This window comes from Lamprocystis purpurea DSM 4197, assembly GCF_000379525.1.
In the GTDB taxonomy this organism is placed as follows: domain Bacteria; phylum Pseudomonadota; class Gammaproteobacteria; order Chromatiales; family Chromatiaceae; genus Thiodictyon; species Thiodictyon purpureum.
In genome coordinates, this window is the sequence record NZ_KB902493.1 from 41932 (window position 1) to 59662 (window position 17731).

The 17731-nt window shown below is 65.5% G+C and carries 14 protein-coding genes; 10 read left to right on the forward strand and 4 right to left on the reverse strand.

Features of this window, described 5'->3' with window-relative positions; genetic code table 11:
* The first annotated feature begins 79 nt into the window (after nt 1-79).
* The 3 genes from A39O_RS0112740 to A39O_RS0112750 are packed head-to-tail and all read left to right on the forward strand — an operon-like array spanning nt 80 to nt 4244.
* Nucleotides 80-955: an AAA family ATPase gene (locus A39O_RS0112740; RefSeq protein ID WP_020505048.1), complete on the forward strand. Its 876-nt coding sequence runs from the start codon at nt 80-82 to the stop codon at nt 953-955.
* Nucleotides 952-3267 (forward strand): hypothetical protein, encoded by a 2316-nt coding sequence (locus A39O_RS0112745; RefSeq protein WP_020505049.1) that lies wholly within the window; start codon nt 952-954, stop codon nt 3265-3267. The genes A39O_RS0112740 and A39O_RS0112745 overlap by 4 nt, the downstream gene beginning before the upstream one ends.
* A gap of 32 nt (nt 3268-3299) precedes the next feature.
* The gene (locus A39O_RS0112750; protein WP_020505050.1) at nt 3300-4244 is read left to right on the forward strand and encodes a hypothetical protein; all 945 of its coding nucleotides are present in this window, start codon (nt 3300-3302) and stop codon (nt 4242-4244) included.
* A gap of 104 nt (nt 4245-4348) precedes the next feature.
* Here the strand turns inward: A39O_RS0112750 and A39O_RS0112755 are convergent, their stop codons facing one another.
* From A39O_RS0112755 to A39O_RS0112765, 3 genes are all read right to left on the reverse strand, one after another.
* Complete coding sequence (locus A39O_RS0112755; RefSeq protein WP_020505051.1) at nt 4349-7612, reverse strand: efflux RND transporter permease subunit; 3264 nt, start codon at nt 7610-7612, stop codon at nt 4349-4351.
* On the reverse strand, nt 7605-8732 hold the full coding sequence (locus A39O_RS0112760; RefSeq protein ID WP_020505052.1) for an efflux RND transporter periplasmic adaptor subunit: 1128 nt from the start codon (nt 8730-8732) through the stop codon (nt 7605-7607). The genes A39O_RS0112755 and A39O_RS0112760 overlap by 8 nt, the downstream gene beginning before the upstream one ends.
* 152 nt (nt 8733-8884) lie before the next feature.
* The gene (locus tag A39O_RS0112765) at nt 8885-9364 is read right to left on the reverse strand and encodes a bacteriohemerythrin (protein ID WP_020505053.1); all 480 of its coding nucleotides are present in this window, start codon (nt 9362-9364) and stop codon (nt 8885-8887) included.
* A 169-nt stretch (nt 9365-9533) separates the two neighbouring features.
* Between A39O_RS0112765 and A39O_RS43550 the strand changes: the two genes are divergently transcribed.
* Nucleotides 9534-9668 (forward strand): DUF29 family protein, encoded by a 135-nt coding sequence (locus tag A39O_RS43550; RefSeq protein ID WP_407635635.1) that lies wholly within the window; start codon nt 9534-9536, stop codon nt 9666-9668.
* Nucleotides 9665-9787, forward strand: coding sequence for a DUF29 domain-containing protein (locus tag A39O_RS42665; RefSeq protein ID WP_245561888.1), 123 nt, complete (start codon nt 9665-9667; stop codon nt 9785-9787). Before A39O_RS43550 ends, A39O_RS42665 begins: the two co-directional genes overlap by 4 nt.
* Before the next feature lie 93 nt (nt 9788-9880).
* Here A39O_RS42665 and A39O_RS0112775 read toward each other — a convergent pair whose 3' ends face one another.
* Complete coding sequence (locus tag A39O_RS0112775) at nt 9881-10138, reverse strand: BrnA antitoxin family protein (protein WP_020505055.1); 258 nt, start codon at nt 10136-10138, stop codon at nt 9881-9883.
* A gap of 468 nt (nt 10139-10606) precedes the next feature.
* Here A39O_RS0112775 and A39O_RS0112785 point away from each other — a divergent pair, with 468 nt between their 5' ends.
* From A39O_RS0112785 to A39O_RS33310, 5 genes are all read left to right on the forward strand, one after another.
* The gene (locus A39O_RS0112785) at nt 10607-14077 is read left to right on the forward strand and encodes an acyl-[ACP]--phospholipid O-acyltransferase (protein WP_020505057.1); all 3471 of its coding nucleotides are present in this window, start codon (nt 10607-10609) and stop codon (nt 14075-14077) included.
* A gap of 614 nt (nt 14078-14691) precedes the next feature.
* Nucleotides 14692-14910 (forward strand): gas vesicle structural protein GvpA, encoded by a 219-nt coding sequence (gene gvpA, locus A39O_RS0112790; protein WP_020503491.1) that lies wholly within the window; start codon nt 14692-14694, stop codon nt 14908-14910.
* Nucleotides 14911-15077: 167 nt separating this feature from the next.
* Complete coding sequence (locus A39O_RS0112795; protein WP_020505058.1) at nt 15078-15809, forward strand: hypothetical protein; 732 nt, start codon at nt 15078-15080, stop codon at nt 15807-15809.
* A gap of 280 nt (nt 15810-16089) precedes the next feature.
* Entirely contained in the window at nt 16090-16437 is a 348-nt protein-coding gene (locus A39O_RS0112800) for a gas vesicle protein (RefSeq protein ID WP_020505059.1), read from the forward strand.
* Nucleotides 16438-16536: 99 nt separating this feature from the next.
* Entirely contained in the window at nt 16537-17727 is a 1191-nt protein-coding gene (locus A39O_RS33310) for an efflux RND transporter periplasmic adaptor subunit (protein ID WP_020505060.1), read from the forward strand.
* Nucleotides 17728-17731: the final 4 nt, after the last annotated feature.

Here is a 17731-nt window from a genome sequence, read left to right on the forward strand (position 1 = left end):
AAAATGGCCACGTCGAACCAGCGCACTATTTTTCAGGCGACATGCAGAACCGACCCGGGTCTAAGTCAGGAGATCGCCCATGAGTATGACCACCCAAATTCTCGGATCGAAAGAGGTCGCTTTGAGTCCGCCCTACATCCCCGGCGACGGGCACGGCGAAGCCCTGGTGGGGCGTGACAGGGAGTGTCGCACGGTGCTTGCCGCCTGGCTGGTGCAGCCGGGCTTTGTTCCCATGGCGCCGCTGCTGGTTGGCGAGCCGGGGGTCGGCAAGAACCGCATCGTCTACGAGCTTGCCCGAATCACTGGCCGAGCACTCTACATCCTCCAGGGGCATGAGGACGTCACCGCCGACGACCTCGCCTGCGGGGTGCGGTTCTCCGACGACCCGCAGCGCAAGATGGATTACGTGCTCTCGCCGCTGGCGACCGCGATGCTGACGGGCGGTATCGCCTTTCTCGACGAGATCGGGAAGCTGCGCGCCCGCGCTTTGGCCCCGCTCGCCCCCGTGCTCGATGACCGGCGCTATCTCGACTCTACCTTGCTGGGGGAGCGCATTCAGGCGAAGCCCGGATTCCGACTGATCGCCGCCACCAATTCAGTTGACCTGGCCGCGGAAGCTTTGCCTGACTTCGCGCGCTCCCGGCTCCGGCCAGTGTTGCGTATAGGCAACCCGCCACGCGCAGAGATCGGCCGGATCGTTGAGGACCGCTGCCGCCGCCTCGGCTCCGATGGGGGTGGTCTGATGAAGGCGTTCTGGGGGCTCTGGGACCGTCATTATGGCGAGCGTTTACCCTCCCCGCGGGACACCCTTTACACGTTCGCCTTGGCCATGAGCCTCGCCGACCATGAGGCTGGGATCACCGAGCCGGGTTCGATGGCCCGCCCAGTCAAGGTCCATAAGCGTCATGTCGAACAGGCCTTCGGGCAACTCTTCACGCCGGGGGGTGCGCAATGAGCCCTGTCGCCATCGAGCTCAAGGTCGGCCGCGGAACCCTGGTCGCAGTCCCTGCGGTACATTTCCGGTTGCCCTTCGCGGCGGCCGTGAATGCCCTGTGCGGCGACCCGGCCACGCGCCCGGACGCCATCGCGGTGGAACTCGGGCCGGAAGCGGCGACCGCCGCCAGCGCCTGGCTTCAGGACCTGGGAATGGGACCCGATCGCCGGCGGCAGCTGCCCTGTCTGCTTGGCCTGGCGCGGTCAAACCGGCTGCTGCACCCCCGGGTACGCGAGCGTGCCATGGCCTTGCAGCGCGAGCATGGGTGCGGTCTGGAGGGGCTCCCAGCCGAGTTGCTGGAGCGCGAACTCGGTTTCCGTGGACAGCGGGTCCTGCCCCTGTCGCCGACGGATTCGATCATCGAGGCGGTCCGCTGCGCCACCGAACTCGGAGTGCAGATCTATGGGGTTGATCTGGAAGAATCGGCAGAGGATGGCGCCGCATCCCCGGTCATCGGCGAAGACCCCTGGCTGGCCATCGGTGACCTGCAAGGCTACGTCGAGCGCAATGCCCGCCGCACCCTCGCCCATCATGACCCGCTGATCGACGGACGCCGGGAGCAAGTGATGGCCGCAAGGTTGAAGGCGATCCTGGCCGTCAACGACCGGGTGCTCTTGACCTGTGGGCTTGGGCATTGGAGCCGTCTCGCCGGGCTGCTGGCGGACCCCAGCGTGCGGCCGGCGACGGCCGAGCTGGCCCCTGCCAGCCCGCCGGCTGGGAAGGATTGCCAATGGCAACGGTTTGCGATGCACCCCAGCCTTGCCGTGCCGTTCCTGGAATTGCCGCACGTGACCTTGCTCTGGGAGCTCGTCCGGAGCCACCCGCACCTGGGCGGGGCCTCGTCGGTGCCGTCCGCACGATGGCCATTGACGCAGTTCGCCCAAGTCCTGCAACGGACGTGCAACCGCCATTTTGCGGGGACGGCCCCCGCCCACGAGGTGCGGATCCGCTCTCAAGACTGGGTCGATCTGGACCGCTTCTTCCAGTTACTCGCGGGCGAGTTGGCCTTGGAACTCCGGATCGCGCCGCACCTGGGGCTGATCTTGGCTTGTGCCGAGGCGACCCTGTCGAAGGAGTTTCAGACGCTTCTCACCGAGGAGCTCATGCGCTTTCCATGGGCACGTCCGAACCCGGCGAAGGGTATCGGGTCCTTGGTCGCGACGCAGGACGGTAGGGTCGGATGGCTCAGCGGTGCCCGGTCGCTGCCGTCGGTGGTCCAAGGCGGGGGACCCCTGCTGGCGGAGCCGCAGCTGCGGCACTGGACCTGGCCCTTGCCGCCGGCCGACGGCCAGTCGCCAGACCAGCAACCGACGGAGCCTCGTTCGGGAGTTTTCACCTGGCGCCCCTGGGAACGCCTGGCGACGGCCCTGAGCGCCCAGGCCAGCGGCCTGGTCGAACGACGGGGGCGCGTTCCCGACTCCGCCCCATTTGCGGGTCAGTGGCTGGAGGGACCGGATGTCCGGCGGACGGTACGTGCCCACGCCCGCGGGGACGAGCAGATCTTCGTGCGCGATGGCCGCCCGGCGCAGACAAAGGTACCCCAGGCACTGATCGACGCCTTCCCGGTCGTCTGGATTTTTGACCCGAATAAGAGACCAAGCAACCGGTTCGATATCCTGCGCACGCACGTCCCGTGGCTGCAAGCGGCGGCGAGCGATCCCGCCGCCCTGGGGCGGCTGATCGCGGCGGACGAGGACGGCGAGGACATGGTTGACTTGGTGGTCTGTCGCTCACGCAAAGTGACCGAGTTCGGCGCCGGAATCGCGACGTATCGGACTCACGGTTGGATTCTCTTTCGCCCCCAATGCCCGTCCCTGCGCCAGGCAGCGGACTACATGGTACGGACCCGCATGCCGGTGCGGCCGACCTATTCGATCACCCTCGCGGGCGAACTTCCGCCCGAGGTGTCGCGGGCGCTGGATCTCGACGGGGGGCCGGGGGCTGACCAATCGGCCTGGCAGGACGTCCTGGTGCGATTGGCCCTGGCCTTCGGCGGGCCTCGCGTTACGGTGGTGGCCCCCGAGGGACTGGTCCTCTCGCCCTGGGTCCAGGCGCAGGCGCAGCGCCATGGCCAGATGATCGGGCGTGTGCCGCTGAGCGCCTTCCAGCCCGAGCAGGTGGCGCGTTGCCGCACCATTCAGATGGTCCCGGCCGAGGTGCAGGGCGCGGAAGCGCACCTGGTCTATCGGGGCCATCCAGAACGGATACTGGGGGAATCGGAGGATCGGTTCCGCGAACTGGTACCCGAACACTGGCGGCCCTTTCTCTGGTAACACGCACATCAACCATTCAGAGGGATTCAATCATGCTGTCGAGTCCGTTTGCGTTCGACTACTGCTCGCAGGACAGCAGTTCGCTGCTGTTCGACGACGCGCCGCTGGAATCGATCCTCTACGGTGCGCCGGGCGAACCGACGTCCGCCGACCTCTTCGGCCCGGCGCGGCCCATCCTGACCGCCATCGGGGAGGCCATGGCGGCGCGCGGGGAGGAAGAGGCCTTGGGGCAGATGCGCCGCATCTATGACGAGGGATTCGCGGTGCCGACTGCCTCGGCCGTCCAGTTCGTGGCGATCATCGGTCACTTCATACCGGCCTGTGCCTGGCCCATCCTCCCACCGCAGCCGGCCTTTCCCTTCGATACCATCCTGCATCCCCTGTGCGAGCGGGCGATGACCGACGGGCACTCCGCGTTGGCCGATGCCGCCGGCAGCCTCGTCGCGCGTTACTATGAGGGCAGTCAACGCTTCGCCGACGCACGTACCGTGCTGACAGCCTTGCTCGCTGCGGCGCAGAGCGTCGGTGATCGTCTGGGGGAAGCCCAGCATGCCAACAACCTGGCGTATGAGTTCTTGCTGGAAGGGCAATGGTCCCGGGCGGAGGAATTATGCGTGATCGCCGCTGCCTTGTTTACAAAAGAAGGTGCGATGAGTCGGGCTAACAATGCCCAGGCCAATGGGCTGACGGCGCGTTTCGGCCGTCTCGGGCTGCCCGCGGCCCAGGCGCTTGCAGCGGAGATTGAAGAGGTGTTGCAGTGCTACGCGTCGCAATCCGATCCCCGACGCCGTAAGCCGCTGGTCTTGCTGGCCCGCCTCGCCGCGGATCAGCGGGATTTCGGGCGGGCGATGGCGCTGATGGCGGCAGCGGTCGAAGCCAGCGAGGGAATTCCCACGCACCACCGAGCGGCTGATGAAGCCGAGTTGCAGCAGCTTCGGCGGCGCGCCGCACGTCAGCGAGGCGATCGGGGTCAATGATCCCGCAACGCTTGAGCATCAGTTTTTCACGGTCAGCCGCGACCCCTGTTTTCTTGCGGCCGGAAAGACGATCAAAGCCCCGCCGAAGGATCAGCGCCGGGCACTCACCCCGTCGCCGTCCGAATCCACTCCACCCGCTTGAACATGACTCCGTAGTACACCACCGGGATGACCACCAGGGTCAGCACGGTGGAGACGAAGAGTCCGAACAGCAGCGACACCGCCAGCCCCGAAAAGATCGGGTCGTCGAGGATGAAGACCGCGCCGGCCATGGCGGCGACCGCGGTCAGGACGATCGGCTTGGCGCGCACCACGGCGGAGTTGATGACGGCCTCGGCGAACGGCCGACCCTCGCGCACCTGCTGGTTGATGAAGTCCACCAGCAGGATGGAGTTGCGCACGATGATGCCGGCCAGCGCGATCATACCGATCATGGAAGTGGCGGTAAACTTGGCACCCAGGAGCGCATGACCAGGCAGAATGCCGATGATGGTCAATGGAATGGGCGCCATGATGATCAGCGGGACCAGATAACTGCGAAACTGCGCCACCACCAGCAGATAGATGAGGATCAGACCCACGCCGTAGGCGATTCCCATATCGCGGAAGGTCTCATAGGTGACCTGCCATTCACCATCCCATTTGATGCTGTATTCATAGGGATTGCCGGGCTGCTGGGTGTACCACTGCGGCAAGTTCAACTGGTCGGTGAGCGTGGCCGCGATCACGAACAGACCATAGAGCGGGCTGTCGGTGGGGCCGGCCATGTCGCCGGTGACATAGACCACCGGCAGCAGGTCCTTGTGGTAGATGCTGGGCGCGCGGGAGGTCTCCACCAGGCTGACGATCTCAGACAGCGGCACCAGCGCGCCGCTCTGCGAGCGCACCCGCAGGGCCAGCACCTGATCCACGTCAGCCTTGTCGGCCTCGGCGTACTCCACCCGAATGGGCACGGCATATTTGACGTTGGCCCCATGCAGGAAGCTCATATCCTCGCCCTTGAGGACGGTGGAGAGCGCTTGCGCGACACTGGCCTGGGTGACACCCAGGCGCGCCGCCTTGGCGCGGTCGATCTCCACCACGAGCTTCCTGGCCGGATGCTCCACCGAGTCGTCCACATCGACGATATCGGCGGTCGACGCGAAGGCCGCCCGCACCTGACGCGCCTGCGCGATCTGACCCGCGTAGTCGAGCCCGTAGACTTCCGCGACCAGCGGTGAGAGCACCGGCGGTCCCGGCGGGATTTCGACGAGTTTGGCATTGCCGCCGTGACGCAGGGCGATCGTTTGCAGCGGGTCACGCAACCCCAGCGTGATCGCATGACTCTGCTCGTCGCGGTGATGCTTGTCCACCAGATTGACCTGGAGGTCGCCCAGATGCGCGCCCTCACGCAAATAGTATTGGCGCACCAGACCGTTGAAGTTGATGGGCGCGGCGGTGCCGGCATAGGCCTGATAGTCGGTGACCTCGGGAACCGTGGCCAGGTATTCGCCCATCTCGTCGAGCACCCGCGCGGTCTGCTCCAGACTGGTCCCCTCCGGCATGTCCAGGACCACCTGGAACTCGCTCTTGTTGTCGAAGGGCAACATCTTGAGGATCACCGCCCGGTTGACCACGAGCAGCAGGGATCCGCCGATCAACAGCAGGATGCCGAGCAGCAGCAGCCAGCGATTGACGTGGCCCCGGCGGCCGGCGAGGAAGGGGCCGATGACGGTCCCGAACAGGCGCGCCAGCAGGCCGCCGTCGGTGCCGTGCCCATGATCAGGCAACCGGCCCGCGGCCAGCGCCTGGTCATGGCGCCGGCCGAGCATGAAGTTGGTCATCCAGGGTGTGAAGATGAAGGCGACGGCGAGCGAGATCAGCATGCCCATGGACGCGTTGATGGGAATCGGCGACATATAGGGCCCCATCAGGCCGCTGACGAACGCCATCGGCAGCAGAGCCGCGATGACCGTGAAGGTGGCCAGGATCGTCGGCCCGCCCACCTCGTCGACCGCCCGCGGCATCAGGTCCAGGAGTCGGGACCGCGATATGACCATATGCCGGTGGATGTTTTCCACCACCACGATGGCATCGTCCACCAGGATGCCGATCGAGAAGATCAGCGCAAAGAGCGAGACGCGATTGAGCGTGAAACCCCAGGCCCAGGAAGCGAACAGCGTCAGCGCCAGAGTGACGATCACCGCGGCGCCGACGATGATCGACTCGCGCCAGCCCACCGCCAGCCACACCAGCAGAATGACGGAAACGGTCGCGAACGCGAGTTTAGTGATGAGTTTCTTGGCCTTGGCGTCGGCGGTGGCGCCATAGTTGCGGGTCACCGTGACCTCGACGTCCGCGGGGATGAAGGTGCCGTGCAGTTGCTCCAGGCGATCGATGACGCGCTGGGCGACATCCACCGCGTTCACCCCCTCCTGTTTGGCCACCGCGATGGTCACTGCCGGGGTGGTGCCTTTGAGATCCAGTCCGACATGGTGCGCACCGGGACCGGCACCCAGCCAGGCATAGCTCTCCGGCTGCTCGGGGCCGCGCTCGATGGTTGCCACGTCGCGCAGATAGACCGGGCGTCCGACGTGCAGACCCACCACCAGGTCGCCGATCTCCTCGGGACTCGACAGGAAGGCCCCGGCCTGAATCAGTATTTCCTGGTTGTCGGCGGTGATCGTCAGGTTGTCGGCATTGAGATTGCCGGCCTGCAGCGCGCGGCGCAGGTCGGTGAGGTCGACGCCGTAGCCGGCCAACGCCTGCGGCTGCAACAGCACCCGCACCAGTTGCCGCGGCACCCCCAGGGTGTAAACATCGCGCGTACCGGGGACGCGTTTGATCTCCTGCTCGATGGCATGGGCGACCTGACCCAGCTCGAAGGCGCCTTTACCGTTGTCCGCGCCTGAGCCCTTGGACCACAAGGTGGCGGTAATGATGGGTACATCGTCGATGCCCTTGGGCTTGACGATCGGCATCCCGACGCCCAGGTTTGCCGGCAGCCAGTCCTGATTGCTCTGCACTTTGCTGAACAGACGCACGATCGCATCGGTGTTGTCCTCGCCTACCTTGAACTGGACGGTGACCACGGCCATCCCCGGACGGGAGACCGAGTAAACGTGCTCGATGCCCTTGATCTCGGAGAGCACCTGCTCGGCGGGTCCGGCCACCAGATGCTCGATCTCGCTCGCCGAGGCCCCGGGAAAGGGGATGAAAACATCGGCGAAAGTGACATTGATCTGCGGCTCTTCCTCGCGCGGCGTGACCAGCACGGCGAAGAGCCCCAGCAAGAGCCCCACCAGGGCCAGCAGCGGGGTAATTTCTGTCGCCTGAAAGCGCGCGGCGATCCGCCCGGCGAGGCCCAGTCCGACAGCCTCGTTAGTCATGCGCAACGCTCCCGTCTTTGGCGTGCCGCTGCGCGCCCTGGGACTTCAGCACCACCCCAGCCGCGATCGGGTCCAGGGCAACCAGTTCGCCCTCGCCGAGACCCGACAGCACCACATAGGCATCCTCCAGGGTGCGGCCGAGACGCACCTGCCGGAAATGCACATGGTCATCGGCCATGTAGACGTAGACCCCGGTGACCTCGGAGCGATGCACCACGGCCGCCTTGGGCACCGTGAGTTCAGCCCGCTCGCCGACCACGAAGCCGGTCTTCACCATCATGCCGGGAAAAAGCGCCGGGGTCTCCCGGGGCAGTTCGATCCGCACCTTGAAGGTGTTGGACTCCAGATCGGCAAAGGGAAAAATAGTGATGGCCCGGGTCTCGATCAGTTGACCGTCGGGGAGATAGACCCGCGCCGCTCCGCCCGCGCGCACCGCCGGGATCACGCTCTGCGGGACGTCCACGATCACCCGCAGCTCATCGGTCGAGATGCCGCTCATGACCGGCGAGCCGGGACTGGCGATCTCACCGACCTCCATATGGCGGTGGGTGACGATGCCGGAGTACGGGGCTCGCACCTCGGTGTATTTCAACTGCTCCTCGGCCTGCTCCAGACGGGCGTTCGCCGCCTCCAGGGCGGCCCGCGCGCTGGCCAGATCGGCGGTCGCCTTGTCCATGGCCGAGTCGGACACGTTCTTCTTCTGATAGAGCCCCGCGACCCGCGTATGCTCGTCGCGCGCCTGCTGCATCTGGGCGGCCGCGGCCTTGGCGTCGGCCGCGGCTTGGGCGACCCGGGTGCGGTGTTCGGTATCCTTGATGCGGGCGATCACCGCGTCCTTCTGCACGACGTCATCCACGTCATAGAAGATTTCCTGCACCTGCCCCTGCGTCTGAGCCGCGACCGTGGTGCGATTCACCGCCTCCACCACGCCGTCCAGTCGGTATTCGCGGGGGACGGTGCGCCGCTCGGCGGCGGCGGTCGCCAGACCGGCCTGATCCTGGGCGGTCGTCCGAACGGACTCCCGATCTTGGTCCGACTGGACCGCCGGGGCCGGGTCCGCCGCCCAGGCAGCGAGTGAGAACAATGCGGTCAGGGCAGCCGCGGGATGGATCAGACGCATGGTGATTGCACCAAGAAATATTAGATAACACTAATATTATATGATTTTATTGCCAGTTCAAGTGAACTGATCGTTCCGGGGGCAACGCGGAGGCCGGACCCTCGGCCCGCGCGTCGCAACGCCGCAGCGAGTGCGAGTCGTCGCGACCGCGCTCAACCGCGCGGCGCCGAGTCCGCCCGCCGCTGCGAACCGCGGGCCAGATGCTCTTGATAGTAATCCACATAATCCCGGTCCTCGGCCATCACGTGGTTGAAGAACCAGCGCTTGAAATCCTGCATGGTCTCGGCGCCGAGGCACTGACCGGGCGTCTCGGCCAGGGTACGGCGCAAGTCGACAAACTCGGCAAGTTGCAACTCGTGCTCACAACGGTGGGCATCATAGCCAGGGAAGCGGATACCCCGCAAAAACGACTCCTCGGCGACGAAATGGCGGCGCGTGAGCGTAATCAGCGCGTCCAAGGTCACGAGGACCCCGCCGTTCGCGGCGCCCGGGTAGGGAGGCAGAACACCCTGAACCGCGCGCTCGTTGACCGCGACCAGTTGGTTCAGTAAGGCGCCGAGTTCCCGGTGATCACCATCGATCCAGTCGACGCCGGTCCGCCACTCATCGCGCCAGGTCAGAAAATCGGCCATGGATTGCCCCTCGATTGGTCATAGAAAAACGTCGACCGCGGGCATCTGGTCGATCAGCGATAGACGCGGCGGCCGTCGTTGCCTCAGAGTCTAGACGAGAAGCGCCGGCGATTGTTCCGCGATAGCGTCAGCGACCGACCTGCAAAAACAATCAAGCGCGCTCGTCCTGCTGAAATGGAAATACCAGCCGGAACGCCGAGGTGCCGGCTGGGACAAGACCATCAAGGCCCAGCGCCAGGAACTCGCCTACGCCCTGGACGAGTCGCCCAGCCTGCGGGGCAAGCTGACAGAGTTACACGTTTGATTGATCTCTTATGGACCACGGGGGTCGTGGTCGCGGAAACCGGCCTCGATTGCTTTCCGGATGAGTGTATCTGGTCGGTCGCCGGTGAGATCCTGAACCCGCTTTGGTTACCCGATTGAAATTCCGTAGGTTGGGGTGACGAAGGAACCCCAACAACAACCATCGGTAGCCGGCCGTGTTGGGGTTCGTCCCTCACCCCAACCTACGAGAGCTCAACCTGCCGCGCGCAGTTCCTCGCGGATAACCTGGCGCAGGGTGTCGACGAGATCGCTGCCCTCCCGGCGCCGTATGTGCTCGCGCAGAGCGGTGTTGATCATGGCCTGGTAGTCGCCTCCGCCCGCGTCATTCACCTGACGGCGGAACCAGTCGATCACCTCGTCGTCGAGGCGAACGCTGATGGGGGTCTGACCGGATGCCGGCGGGGCGATCGATCCACGCTTGCCGACACTGAAGTCATAGGTCTTGGTCATGGCTCAGGTCCCGTACTGTTTCCGCTCGGTGGCGTCCGCAAGCTCGATGCCGTGCTTGCGGCGGTTAGTGCGTTGTTTGTCCAAGTCCCACTCGAAATTCATGACGAACAGAAGCTTGGGCTCAGTCGCCCGAAACGTCAAGATGGACTTGGCGAGGTTTGTCCGGCACGCAATGCTGATTCAGATTCGCGTCTCGATCGGTGGGGCAAAGGCGGCGTGAGCTGATCCCCGGGCGGCGATCCGGCCGGGGGCCGGGCCTGTGGTACGGGTCAGATCAGGGTCGGCGGCGCTACGCTCGTCGCTTCGACGCCCGGCCGCGTGATCACCCGTTTTTTTCAGGATGCGCCCGCCGCGGCGGATTCGCGTTAGCATTGCGTCGGTCTGGGCCAGTATCGGTCAGCCAGCCCCTTCACCAGCACCCCAGGTCCCCGGCCACCCCGGGGTCCCGGCACACGCGGAGCCTCAGCCATGAACCGGTTGTTTCGCATCGGGGGCTTCCTGCCCTTCATCGGGATGATGTTCCTCAATGCCTTCGTGGACCTGGGGCACAAGATCGTCATCCAGAACACGCTGTTTAAGACTTATGACGGTGACGCGCAGATTCTGCTGACCGCCATCGTCAATGCTCTGATCCTGCTGCCTTTTGTCTTGCTGTTCTCACCCTCGGGTTTTCTCGCGGACCGCTTCCCCAAGGCGCGGGTGATGCGCTTCTCGGCCTGGGCCGCGGTGGTCATCACGCTGGCCATCACAGCCTTCTATTACCTGGGCTGGTTCTGGCCGGCCTTCGGGATGACCTTCCTGCTGGCCGTGCAGAGTGCCATCTACTCACCGGCGAAATATGGCTATATCAAGGAACTGGTGGGCAAGGAGGCGCTGGCGGCGGCCAACGGCTGGGTGCAGGCGACGACCACCACCGCGATCCTGGCCGGGATCTTCTTTTTCTCGATCCTGTTCGAAGGCCGGCTCGCGGGCCACAGCTACGCCACCCCCGGCGAGGTCATGCATCTGGTGGCCCCGGCCGGCTGGCTGCTGGTGCTCGGCTCACTGATCGAGGTGAGTCTCTCCTATCGGCTGCCGCAGACCGTGACGGGCGCGGCGATGTCGTTCGACTGGAGCAAGTACGGCAGCGGGCGCTACCTCAAAGACAACCTGCACGCCGCCTGGGACAACCGGGTCATCTGGCTGTCCATCATCGGGCTCGCCGTCTTCTGGTCCATCTCGCAGGTGATCCTGGCGGTGTTCCCGGCCTTCGCCAAGGAGACCCTGGGCGAAACCAACACGGTGGTGATCCAGGGTCTGCTGGCCTGTTCGGGGCTTGGCATCATCCTCGGTTCGGTGATCGCCGGCCGGGTCTCGCGCGACCATGTCGAGACCGCCCTGGTGCCGATCGGCGCGCTCGGGATCGCCATCGCCCTGTTCGTCTTGCCGGGGCTGCAGTCCATCTGGGCGCACGCGCTCAACTTCGTGCTGCTGGGCGTGCTCGCCGGGTTTTTCCTGGTCCCACTCAACGCCCTGATCCAGTTCAATGCCGGCGAGCAGGGGCTGGGCCGGGTGCTGGCCGCGAGCAATTTCATCCAGAATATCTGGATGCTGGTGTTCCTGGGGCTGACGGTGGCCGCCGCCCGCGCCGAGTTGGGCGGGCTGAGCCTGATGCTGGCGCTGGCGGTGGTGGCCCTGATCGGCGCCATCTATACCGTCTACCAGCTCCCGCAGTCGTTGGTGCGCTTCATGATCGCGCGCGCCATGGCCACCCGTTACCGACTCAAGGTCATCGGGCTCGATCATCTTCCGGCGCAGGGCGGGGTCCTGCTGCTCGGCAATCACATCAGTTGGGTGGATTGGGCCATGGTGCAGATGGCGAGCCCGCGCCCGGTGCGGTTCGTGATGGAACGGGAGATTTACGAACGCTGGTATCTGAAGCACTTCCTGAATTTCTTCGGCGTCGTGCCGATCTCGCGCGGCAGCAGCCGCCACGCCATCCAGGCCGTCACCGCGCTGCTCGACCAGGGCGAGGTCGTCTGTATCTTCCCGGAGGGGACCATCAGCAAGAACGGTCAGCTCTCCGAATTCAAGCGCGGGTTCGAGCTGGCGGCCAGCCAGGTCAATCCGGCGCGCGGGCCCGTGCTCATCGTCCCCTTCTATATGCGCGGTCTCTGGGGCAGTTGGTTCTCCTACGCCAGCGCCAAGCTCAGAGAGGGTCGGCGCGAGGGGCGGGTGCGGGACGTGGTGGTCGCTTTCGGTGCCCCACTGCCGCTGGCGTCGGGTGCCGAACGGGTGAAGCAGGCGGTGTTCGAACTGTCGGTCAGTTCCTGGCAGATCTATGTCGCCGGTCTACCCAGCCTGCCGGCGGCCTGGCTCGCCGCCGCCAAACGCGACCTCGGCCGGGTCACGGTGATCGACGCGTCCGGCGCCACCCTCACCAATCGTCGGCTCATCACCGCGGTCCTGCTGTTCGCCGGCCGGATACGCCGGCTGGCCCCGGAACCCGCCATCGGCATCCTGCTCCCGGCCAGCGCCGCCAGCGCCATCGCCAACCTGGCCGCGCTGCTCGCCGGCAAGCAGGTGGTGAACCTCAACTACACGGCCAGCCCGGAGGCGCTGCGCGCCGCCGTCGACGCCGCCGGACTGCGGCACGTGATCACCGCGGACCTCTTTCTCAAACGGCTCGCCGGGCGCGGTATCGATCTCGGGAGCGCCTTTGCCGAGGTCACTCTGCATCCGATGGAAGACCTGCGCGCCCGGATCGGCAAGCTTAAGTCCCTGGCGATGCTGATGCTGGCCATCCTGTTGCCCGCGCGACTGCTGCTGCTCCTGTTCGGGCAGCGCGTCACTGCCAAGACCAGCCCGGATGCAACCGCCGCGATCCTCTTCTCCAGCGGCAGCGAAGGCGCGCCCAAGGGCATCGAGCTGACCCACCGCAACATCATGGCGAATCTGCGGCAGATCGCGGACGTGCTCAATACGCAGACCAATGACGTGATCCTGGCCAATCTGCCGCCCTTCCACGCCTTCGGGCTCACGGTTACCACCTTCCTGCCGCTGGTGGAGGGCATCCCGATGGTCTGTCACCCGGACCCCACCGATGCCGCCGGCACCGCCAAGGCCATCGCCCGCTACCGCGCGACCGTGCTGTGCAGCACCTCGACCTTCCTGCGGCTCTACACCCGCAACAAGAAGGTCCATCCATTGATGCTGGAGTCGCTGCGGGTGGTGGTGGCCGGCGCCGAGCGCCTCGCCCCGGACGTGCGCGACGCCTTCCTGCTCAAGTTCCAGCGCCCAATCTACGAGGGCTACGGGGCCACCGAGACCACGCCGGTGGCGAGCGTGAACGTGCCGGACACCCTGGACATCGAGAACTGGAAGGTCCAGTCCGGTTCCCGGCCCGGCACCGTGGGCATGCCCCTGCCCGGCACCAGTTTCCGGGTGGTGGACCCGGAGCGCCTCGCCACCCTGCAGCCGGGCGAGGACGGGCTGATCCTGATCGGCGGAGTCCAGGTGATGAAAGGCTACCTCAAAGACCCCGAGAAGACCGCCGCGGCGGTCGTCGTGCTGGACGGGATGCGCTGGTACAAAACCGGCGACAAAGGGCACCTGGACACGGACGGCTTTCTCACCATCGTCGACCGCTACTCACGCTTCGCCAAGCTGGGCGGCGAGATGATCAGCCTGGGCGCGGTGGAGGAGCAGGTGCGGCGGGTCCTGGCGCAGCCGGAACTGGAGTTGGCGGCCGTCAATCTGCCGGACGAGAAGAAAGGCGAACGCATTCTGCTCCTGGTCGCGGCGGACCTCGACCCCGAGGCCGTGCGCCGCGCCCTGCTCGCGGCCGGGGTGAACCCCTTGAGCATCCCGACGGAGATCCGGCGGGTCGATGCCATTCCCAAGCTCGGCAGCGGCAAGACCGACTTCGGCGGGGTGCGGCGTCTCGCCCTGGCGGCCTGAAGCGCCAGGCTGAATGCTGACGGCCGAGCGCTGAGCGTGCTGTTCAGGTCGTCGGTCCGCACAGCGGACCCTACGGATCACCACCGTCCCGTCGGGTCCGCTGTCGACCACAACGCTGATCAAGACCCCGACGCCCGCGATATAGCGTTCGCACCTGATATCCAGACAGACCTTCATGTAGGGGCGGGTTTGAAACCCGCCCCTACGTCCGGCTATCAGGTCCGCAGGCTATATCCAGCCTCAACTAAGGAGTCGCTGCCAGTGTTATGGAATTCATTCCATACCAAGCCCCCACCAATTTCCCGATCACGCCCCCTGGCGTGCGCCGTGAGACTTCGAATCCATTCCGCCAAGCGACTGTTTTCATGAGTGACCAGGGTCATTCATCGGCAGCAACAAAACCTGGCACAGCCGATGCATTAATAACGACAAGCGACCACGCCGGCAGGATGCCAAACCCAAGAGCCTTCAGACCAGTCAGCAGTATCGGCGGGCCAGTCGTCTCAACGAGCGAGGTTCGGTGCGAATGGAAGCGCGTAGTACCGCCGGACCCGTCCAGGTCGCTAACAGCGCACGTCTAGTGCAATTTTTTCGACGTTCAGAGGTTTACGAAAATGGCAAAAGTCGCCAACTCTACTGATTCCTCCAGCCTGGCCGAAGTTGTTGACCGCATCCTCGACAAAGGCATCGTGATTGATGCGTGGTTGAAGGTCTCCCTGGTCGGTATCGAGCTGCTCGCCGTTGAAGCCCGTGTGGTCATCGCGTCGGTTGAGACCTACCTGAAGTATGCCGAGGCCATCGGCCTCACCGCTCCTGCAGCCGCTCCGGCCTGATCGAGCGTCTCGCGCCTTGGAGGTGTCGCTCCGATGCGTTAAGCATCGATTCCGAGCGACACTTCCCACCGGGTCAGGTGGCAAACCGCGCCGAACCCGGTAATTGGGCCGCGCGGGGACCCGCCTGCTCCGGGGTCGATTCCGCAAAGTGATAACAGGAGCAGATAATGGGCCGTTTTACCGAAGATATGGGGCGGCTGCGCGACGAGATCCAATCCGATCGCATCGCCCGCCAAACCCTGATTGCCGATACCCGCCAGGAAGTCAACGACGCCGCGCACGCCTTCATCAGTAACCTGAAGAATAGCGTCGAGTCACTCCAGGCCAACTTCCGCGATGAACACGCGGACATGGCCGAGGCCGCGCGGTCTGACCGCAACGCCTTCCTCGCCCGCCTCGGCGGTGCCGTCGCCGATATCCGCGTCGCGGCCGCCAGCCGTCAAGCGGCCGTCCGGGACATGCTCGCCGAAACCGCCGCGACCTCGCGCGCCGACCGGGAGCAAGCCGCCGCCGCGATCCGCGATGACGTCGCCCACATGCAGGAGAGTTTCCGGCAAGCCCGCGGTGTCATGGCGATGGACGTCAAGGCCGCCGGCCAGTCCTTCGTCTCCGAGATCGTGCACGCCGTGGCCGACATCCAGCACCAGACGCAGCAGTTGGTCGGCGACTTCGCCGGCGAGCGTAGCGCTGCCCGTCAAGCCTGGCGCGGCGCACCCGCGAAACCGGCGGCCGCGCCGGCACCCGCTGTCAGCCCGAAGGCCGCGGCCAAGCCCGCACCCAAGGCCCAGCACAAGGCCGCTGCCCCCAAGGAAGCCATGCCGAAACCGGTGGAGCCGGTGGTTGTCAACGATCCGCCGCCGCCACGGAATGCGGCAGATGAGTTCACTCCCGATCTATAGTGGGTGATCGCTAGCGACGGATCACGGCGCCGGCTCTCAGGGTCCGGGCACTGGCTGCGCCCCGCGCGCACCCCAGACGTTGTCCGGACCCGCGGCGGCGGCGCCGCCCTCCGGAGGTCCAGGGAGAGGGCCCCCGGCCTCGGCACAGTGAGGACCAACGGCGACTCGGCATCCAACCATTGCACGGATCCGGACGCGCGGCACCCCGTGCGCCCATTTGTTCCTCTGTGATCTCTGTGTCCTCTGTGGTGGAAAATTCCGGGCTAAGAAGCACACGATCATGTCTATTCAACGCGCCACCCTCACGCACTCCACCAACAGCACCAGCGTCGCCGATCTGCTGGAGCGGGTCCTCGACAAAGGCATCGTCATCGCCGGCGACATCCGTATCAAGCTCGTCGACATCGAGTTGCTCACCATTCAATTGCGCTTGGTGGTGTGCTCGGTGGACAAAGCCCGCGAGATGGGGATCGACTGGTGGTCCGATAACGCCATGTTCACGGGGTCGGCAGCACCCGCGCAGGCCCCGCAGCTGCTCACCGATGCTCAGCCGCTCAGCATCGAGGACCGCCTGACCCGCATCGAGTCTTTGTTGATCAAGCACGAGGCTGTCGCGCAATCACGCTAGCCGGGCGGCGCTGTCATCGCAGCAGTTCCGCATTTGGAATTGCTGCACAATAAGCTTCTGCTGAACCGATTACTCGCTCTCTACGGGAGACTGCTTGGCATGCGCTGGACATTGATCGCCCTGATCGCCCTGATCGCACTCGTCCCTCTGGCCGGCTGCGACAAGCCGGCGCCGAAGCCGCAGGAACGCCCGCCGGCACCGGTCACGGTGCAGCGCATCGTCCCCCGCGACGTCCCCGTCACCTTCGAATACGTGGGTCAAACGGAGAGCACCCGGCAGGTGCAGATCCGGGCGCGCGTCGATGGCTTCCTGAACCAGCGCGTCTATACCGAGGGCAGCCTGGTCAAGGCCGGAGACGTGATGTTCCAGCAGGATCCAAAGCCCTTTCAGGCTTCTTTGGACGCGGCCAAAGGCGCACTCGGCCAGCAATTGGCGCGCCTGCAAACAGCCAACGACAACCTCGCCCGGGTCCGGCCCCTTACGGCGCAGAAAGCCCTGAGCCAGAAAGACCTGGATGATGCCACCGGTCAGCAGCAGGCGGCGGCGGCCTCAGTCGAGACGGCGCGGGCCGATGTGCGGCAGGCCGAACTCAATCTGGGCTACACCACCATTACCACCCCGGTGACCGGCCTGTCGAGCTATGCGCAGGTTCAGGACGGGTCCTACATCGCGTCGGCCAACAGCCTGCTGACCTACGTGGCGCAGGTCGACACCCTCTGGGTCAATTTCAGCGTGTCCGAAAACGACATGCTCCAGTTTCGCGATGAGCAGGCGAGCGGCCGGCTGCGCGTGCCGGAGCAGGACGGCTATGTAATCGAGGTCGTGTTGTCGGACGGATCCGTCTTCCCGCAGCAAGGCCGCATCACCTTCACCAATGCCGATTACAACGTGCAGACCGGCACCTTTCTGTTGCGCGCCACGGTGCCGAATCCGGATGCCACCCTGCGGCCGGGGCAGTTCGTCCGGGTGCGGATCGAGGGCGCGGTTCGCCCGAACGCGATCCTCATCCCGCAGGAGGCTGTCTTGCAGGGCGCCAAGGGGCATTTCGTGATCGTGCTCGACCAGGAGAACAAGGCGCAGGTCCGCCCGGTGCAGGTCGGTCCCTGGCAGGGGAACAATTGGTTCATCGACAGTGGACTGGCGGCGGGCGATAGCGTGGTGGTCGACGGGGTAGCCAAAATCGTACCGGGAGCAAAGGTGAAGATCGTGTCGGAGACCACGCCGGACGCCGGACCGACGCCTGCCGCGCCGCACCGGCCCATCGGTGTGATCAGCGACCAGAAGAAGTAGCCCG

Bases quoted from the DNA above. Each gene is read 5' to 3' on its own strand.
- A39O_RS0112740 (WP_020505048.1), top strand. From the start codon at position 80: ATGAGTATGACCACCCAAATTCTCGGATCGAAAGAGGTCGCTTTGAGT.
- A39O_RS0112745 (WP_020505049.1), top strand. From the start codon at position 952: ATGAGCCCTGTCGCCATCGAGCTCAAGGTCGGCCGCGGAACCCTGGTC.
- A39O_RS0112750 (WP_020505050.1), top strand. From the start codon at position 3,300: ATGCTGTCGAGTCCGTTTGCGTTCGACTACTGCTCGCAGGACAGCAGT.
- A39O_RS0112755 (WP_020505051.1), bottom strand. From the start codon at position 7,612: ATGACTAACGAGGCTGTCGGACTGGGCCTCGCCGGGCGGATCGCCGCG.
- A39O_RS0112760 (WP_020505052.1), bottom strand. From the start codon at position 8,732: ATGCGTCTGATCCATCCCGCGGCTGCCCTGACCGCATTGTTCTCACTC.
- A39O_RS0112765 (WP_020505053.1), bottom strand. From the start codon at position 9,364: ATGGCCGATTTTCTGACCTGGCGCGATGAGTGGCGGACCGGCGTCGAC.
- A39O_RS0112775 (WP_020505055.1), bottom strand. From the start codon at position 10,138: ATGACCAAGACCTATGACTTCAGTGTCGGCAAGCGTGGATCGATCGCC.
- A39O_RS0112785 (WP_020505057.1), top strand. From the start codon at position 10,607: ATGAACCGGTTGTTTCGCATCGGGGGCTTCCTGCCCTTCATCGGGATG.
- gvpA (WP_020503491.1), top strand. From the start codon at position 14,692: ATGGCAAAAGTCGCCAACTCTACTGATTCCTCCAGCCTGGCCGAAGTT.
- A39O_RS0112795 (WP_020505058.1), top strand. From the start codon at position 15,078: ATGGGCCGTTTTACCGAAGATATGGGGCGGCTGCGCGACGAGATCCAA.
- A39O_RS0112800 (WP_020505059.1), top strand. From the start codon at position 16,090: ATGTCTATTCAACGCGCCACCCTCACGCACTCCACCAACAGCACCAGC.
- A39O_RS33310 (WP_020505060.1), top strand. From the start codon at position 16,537: ATGCGCTGGACATTGATCGCCCTGATCGCCCTGATCGCACTCGTCCCT.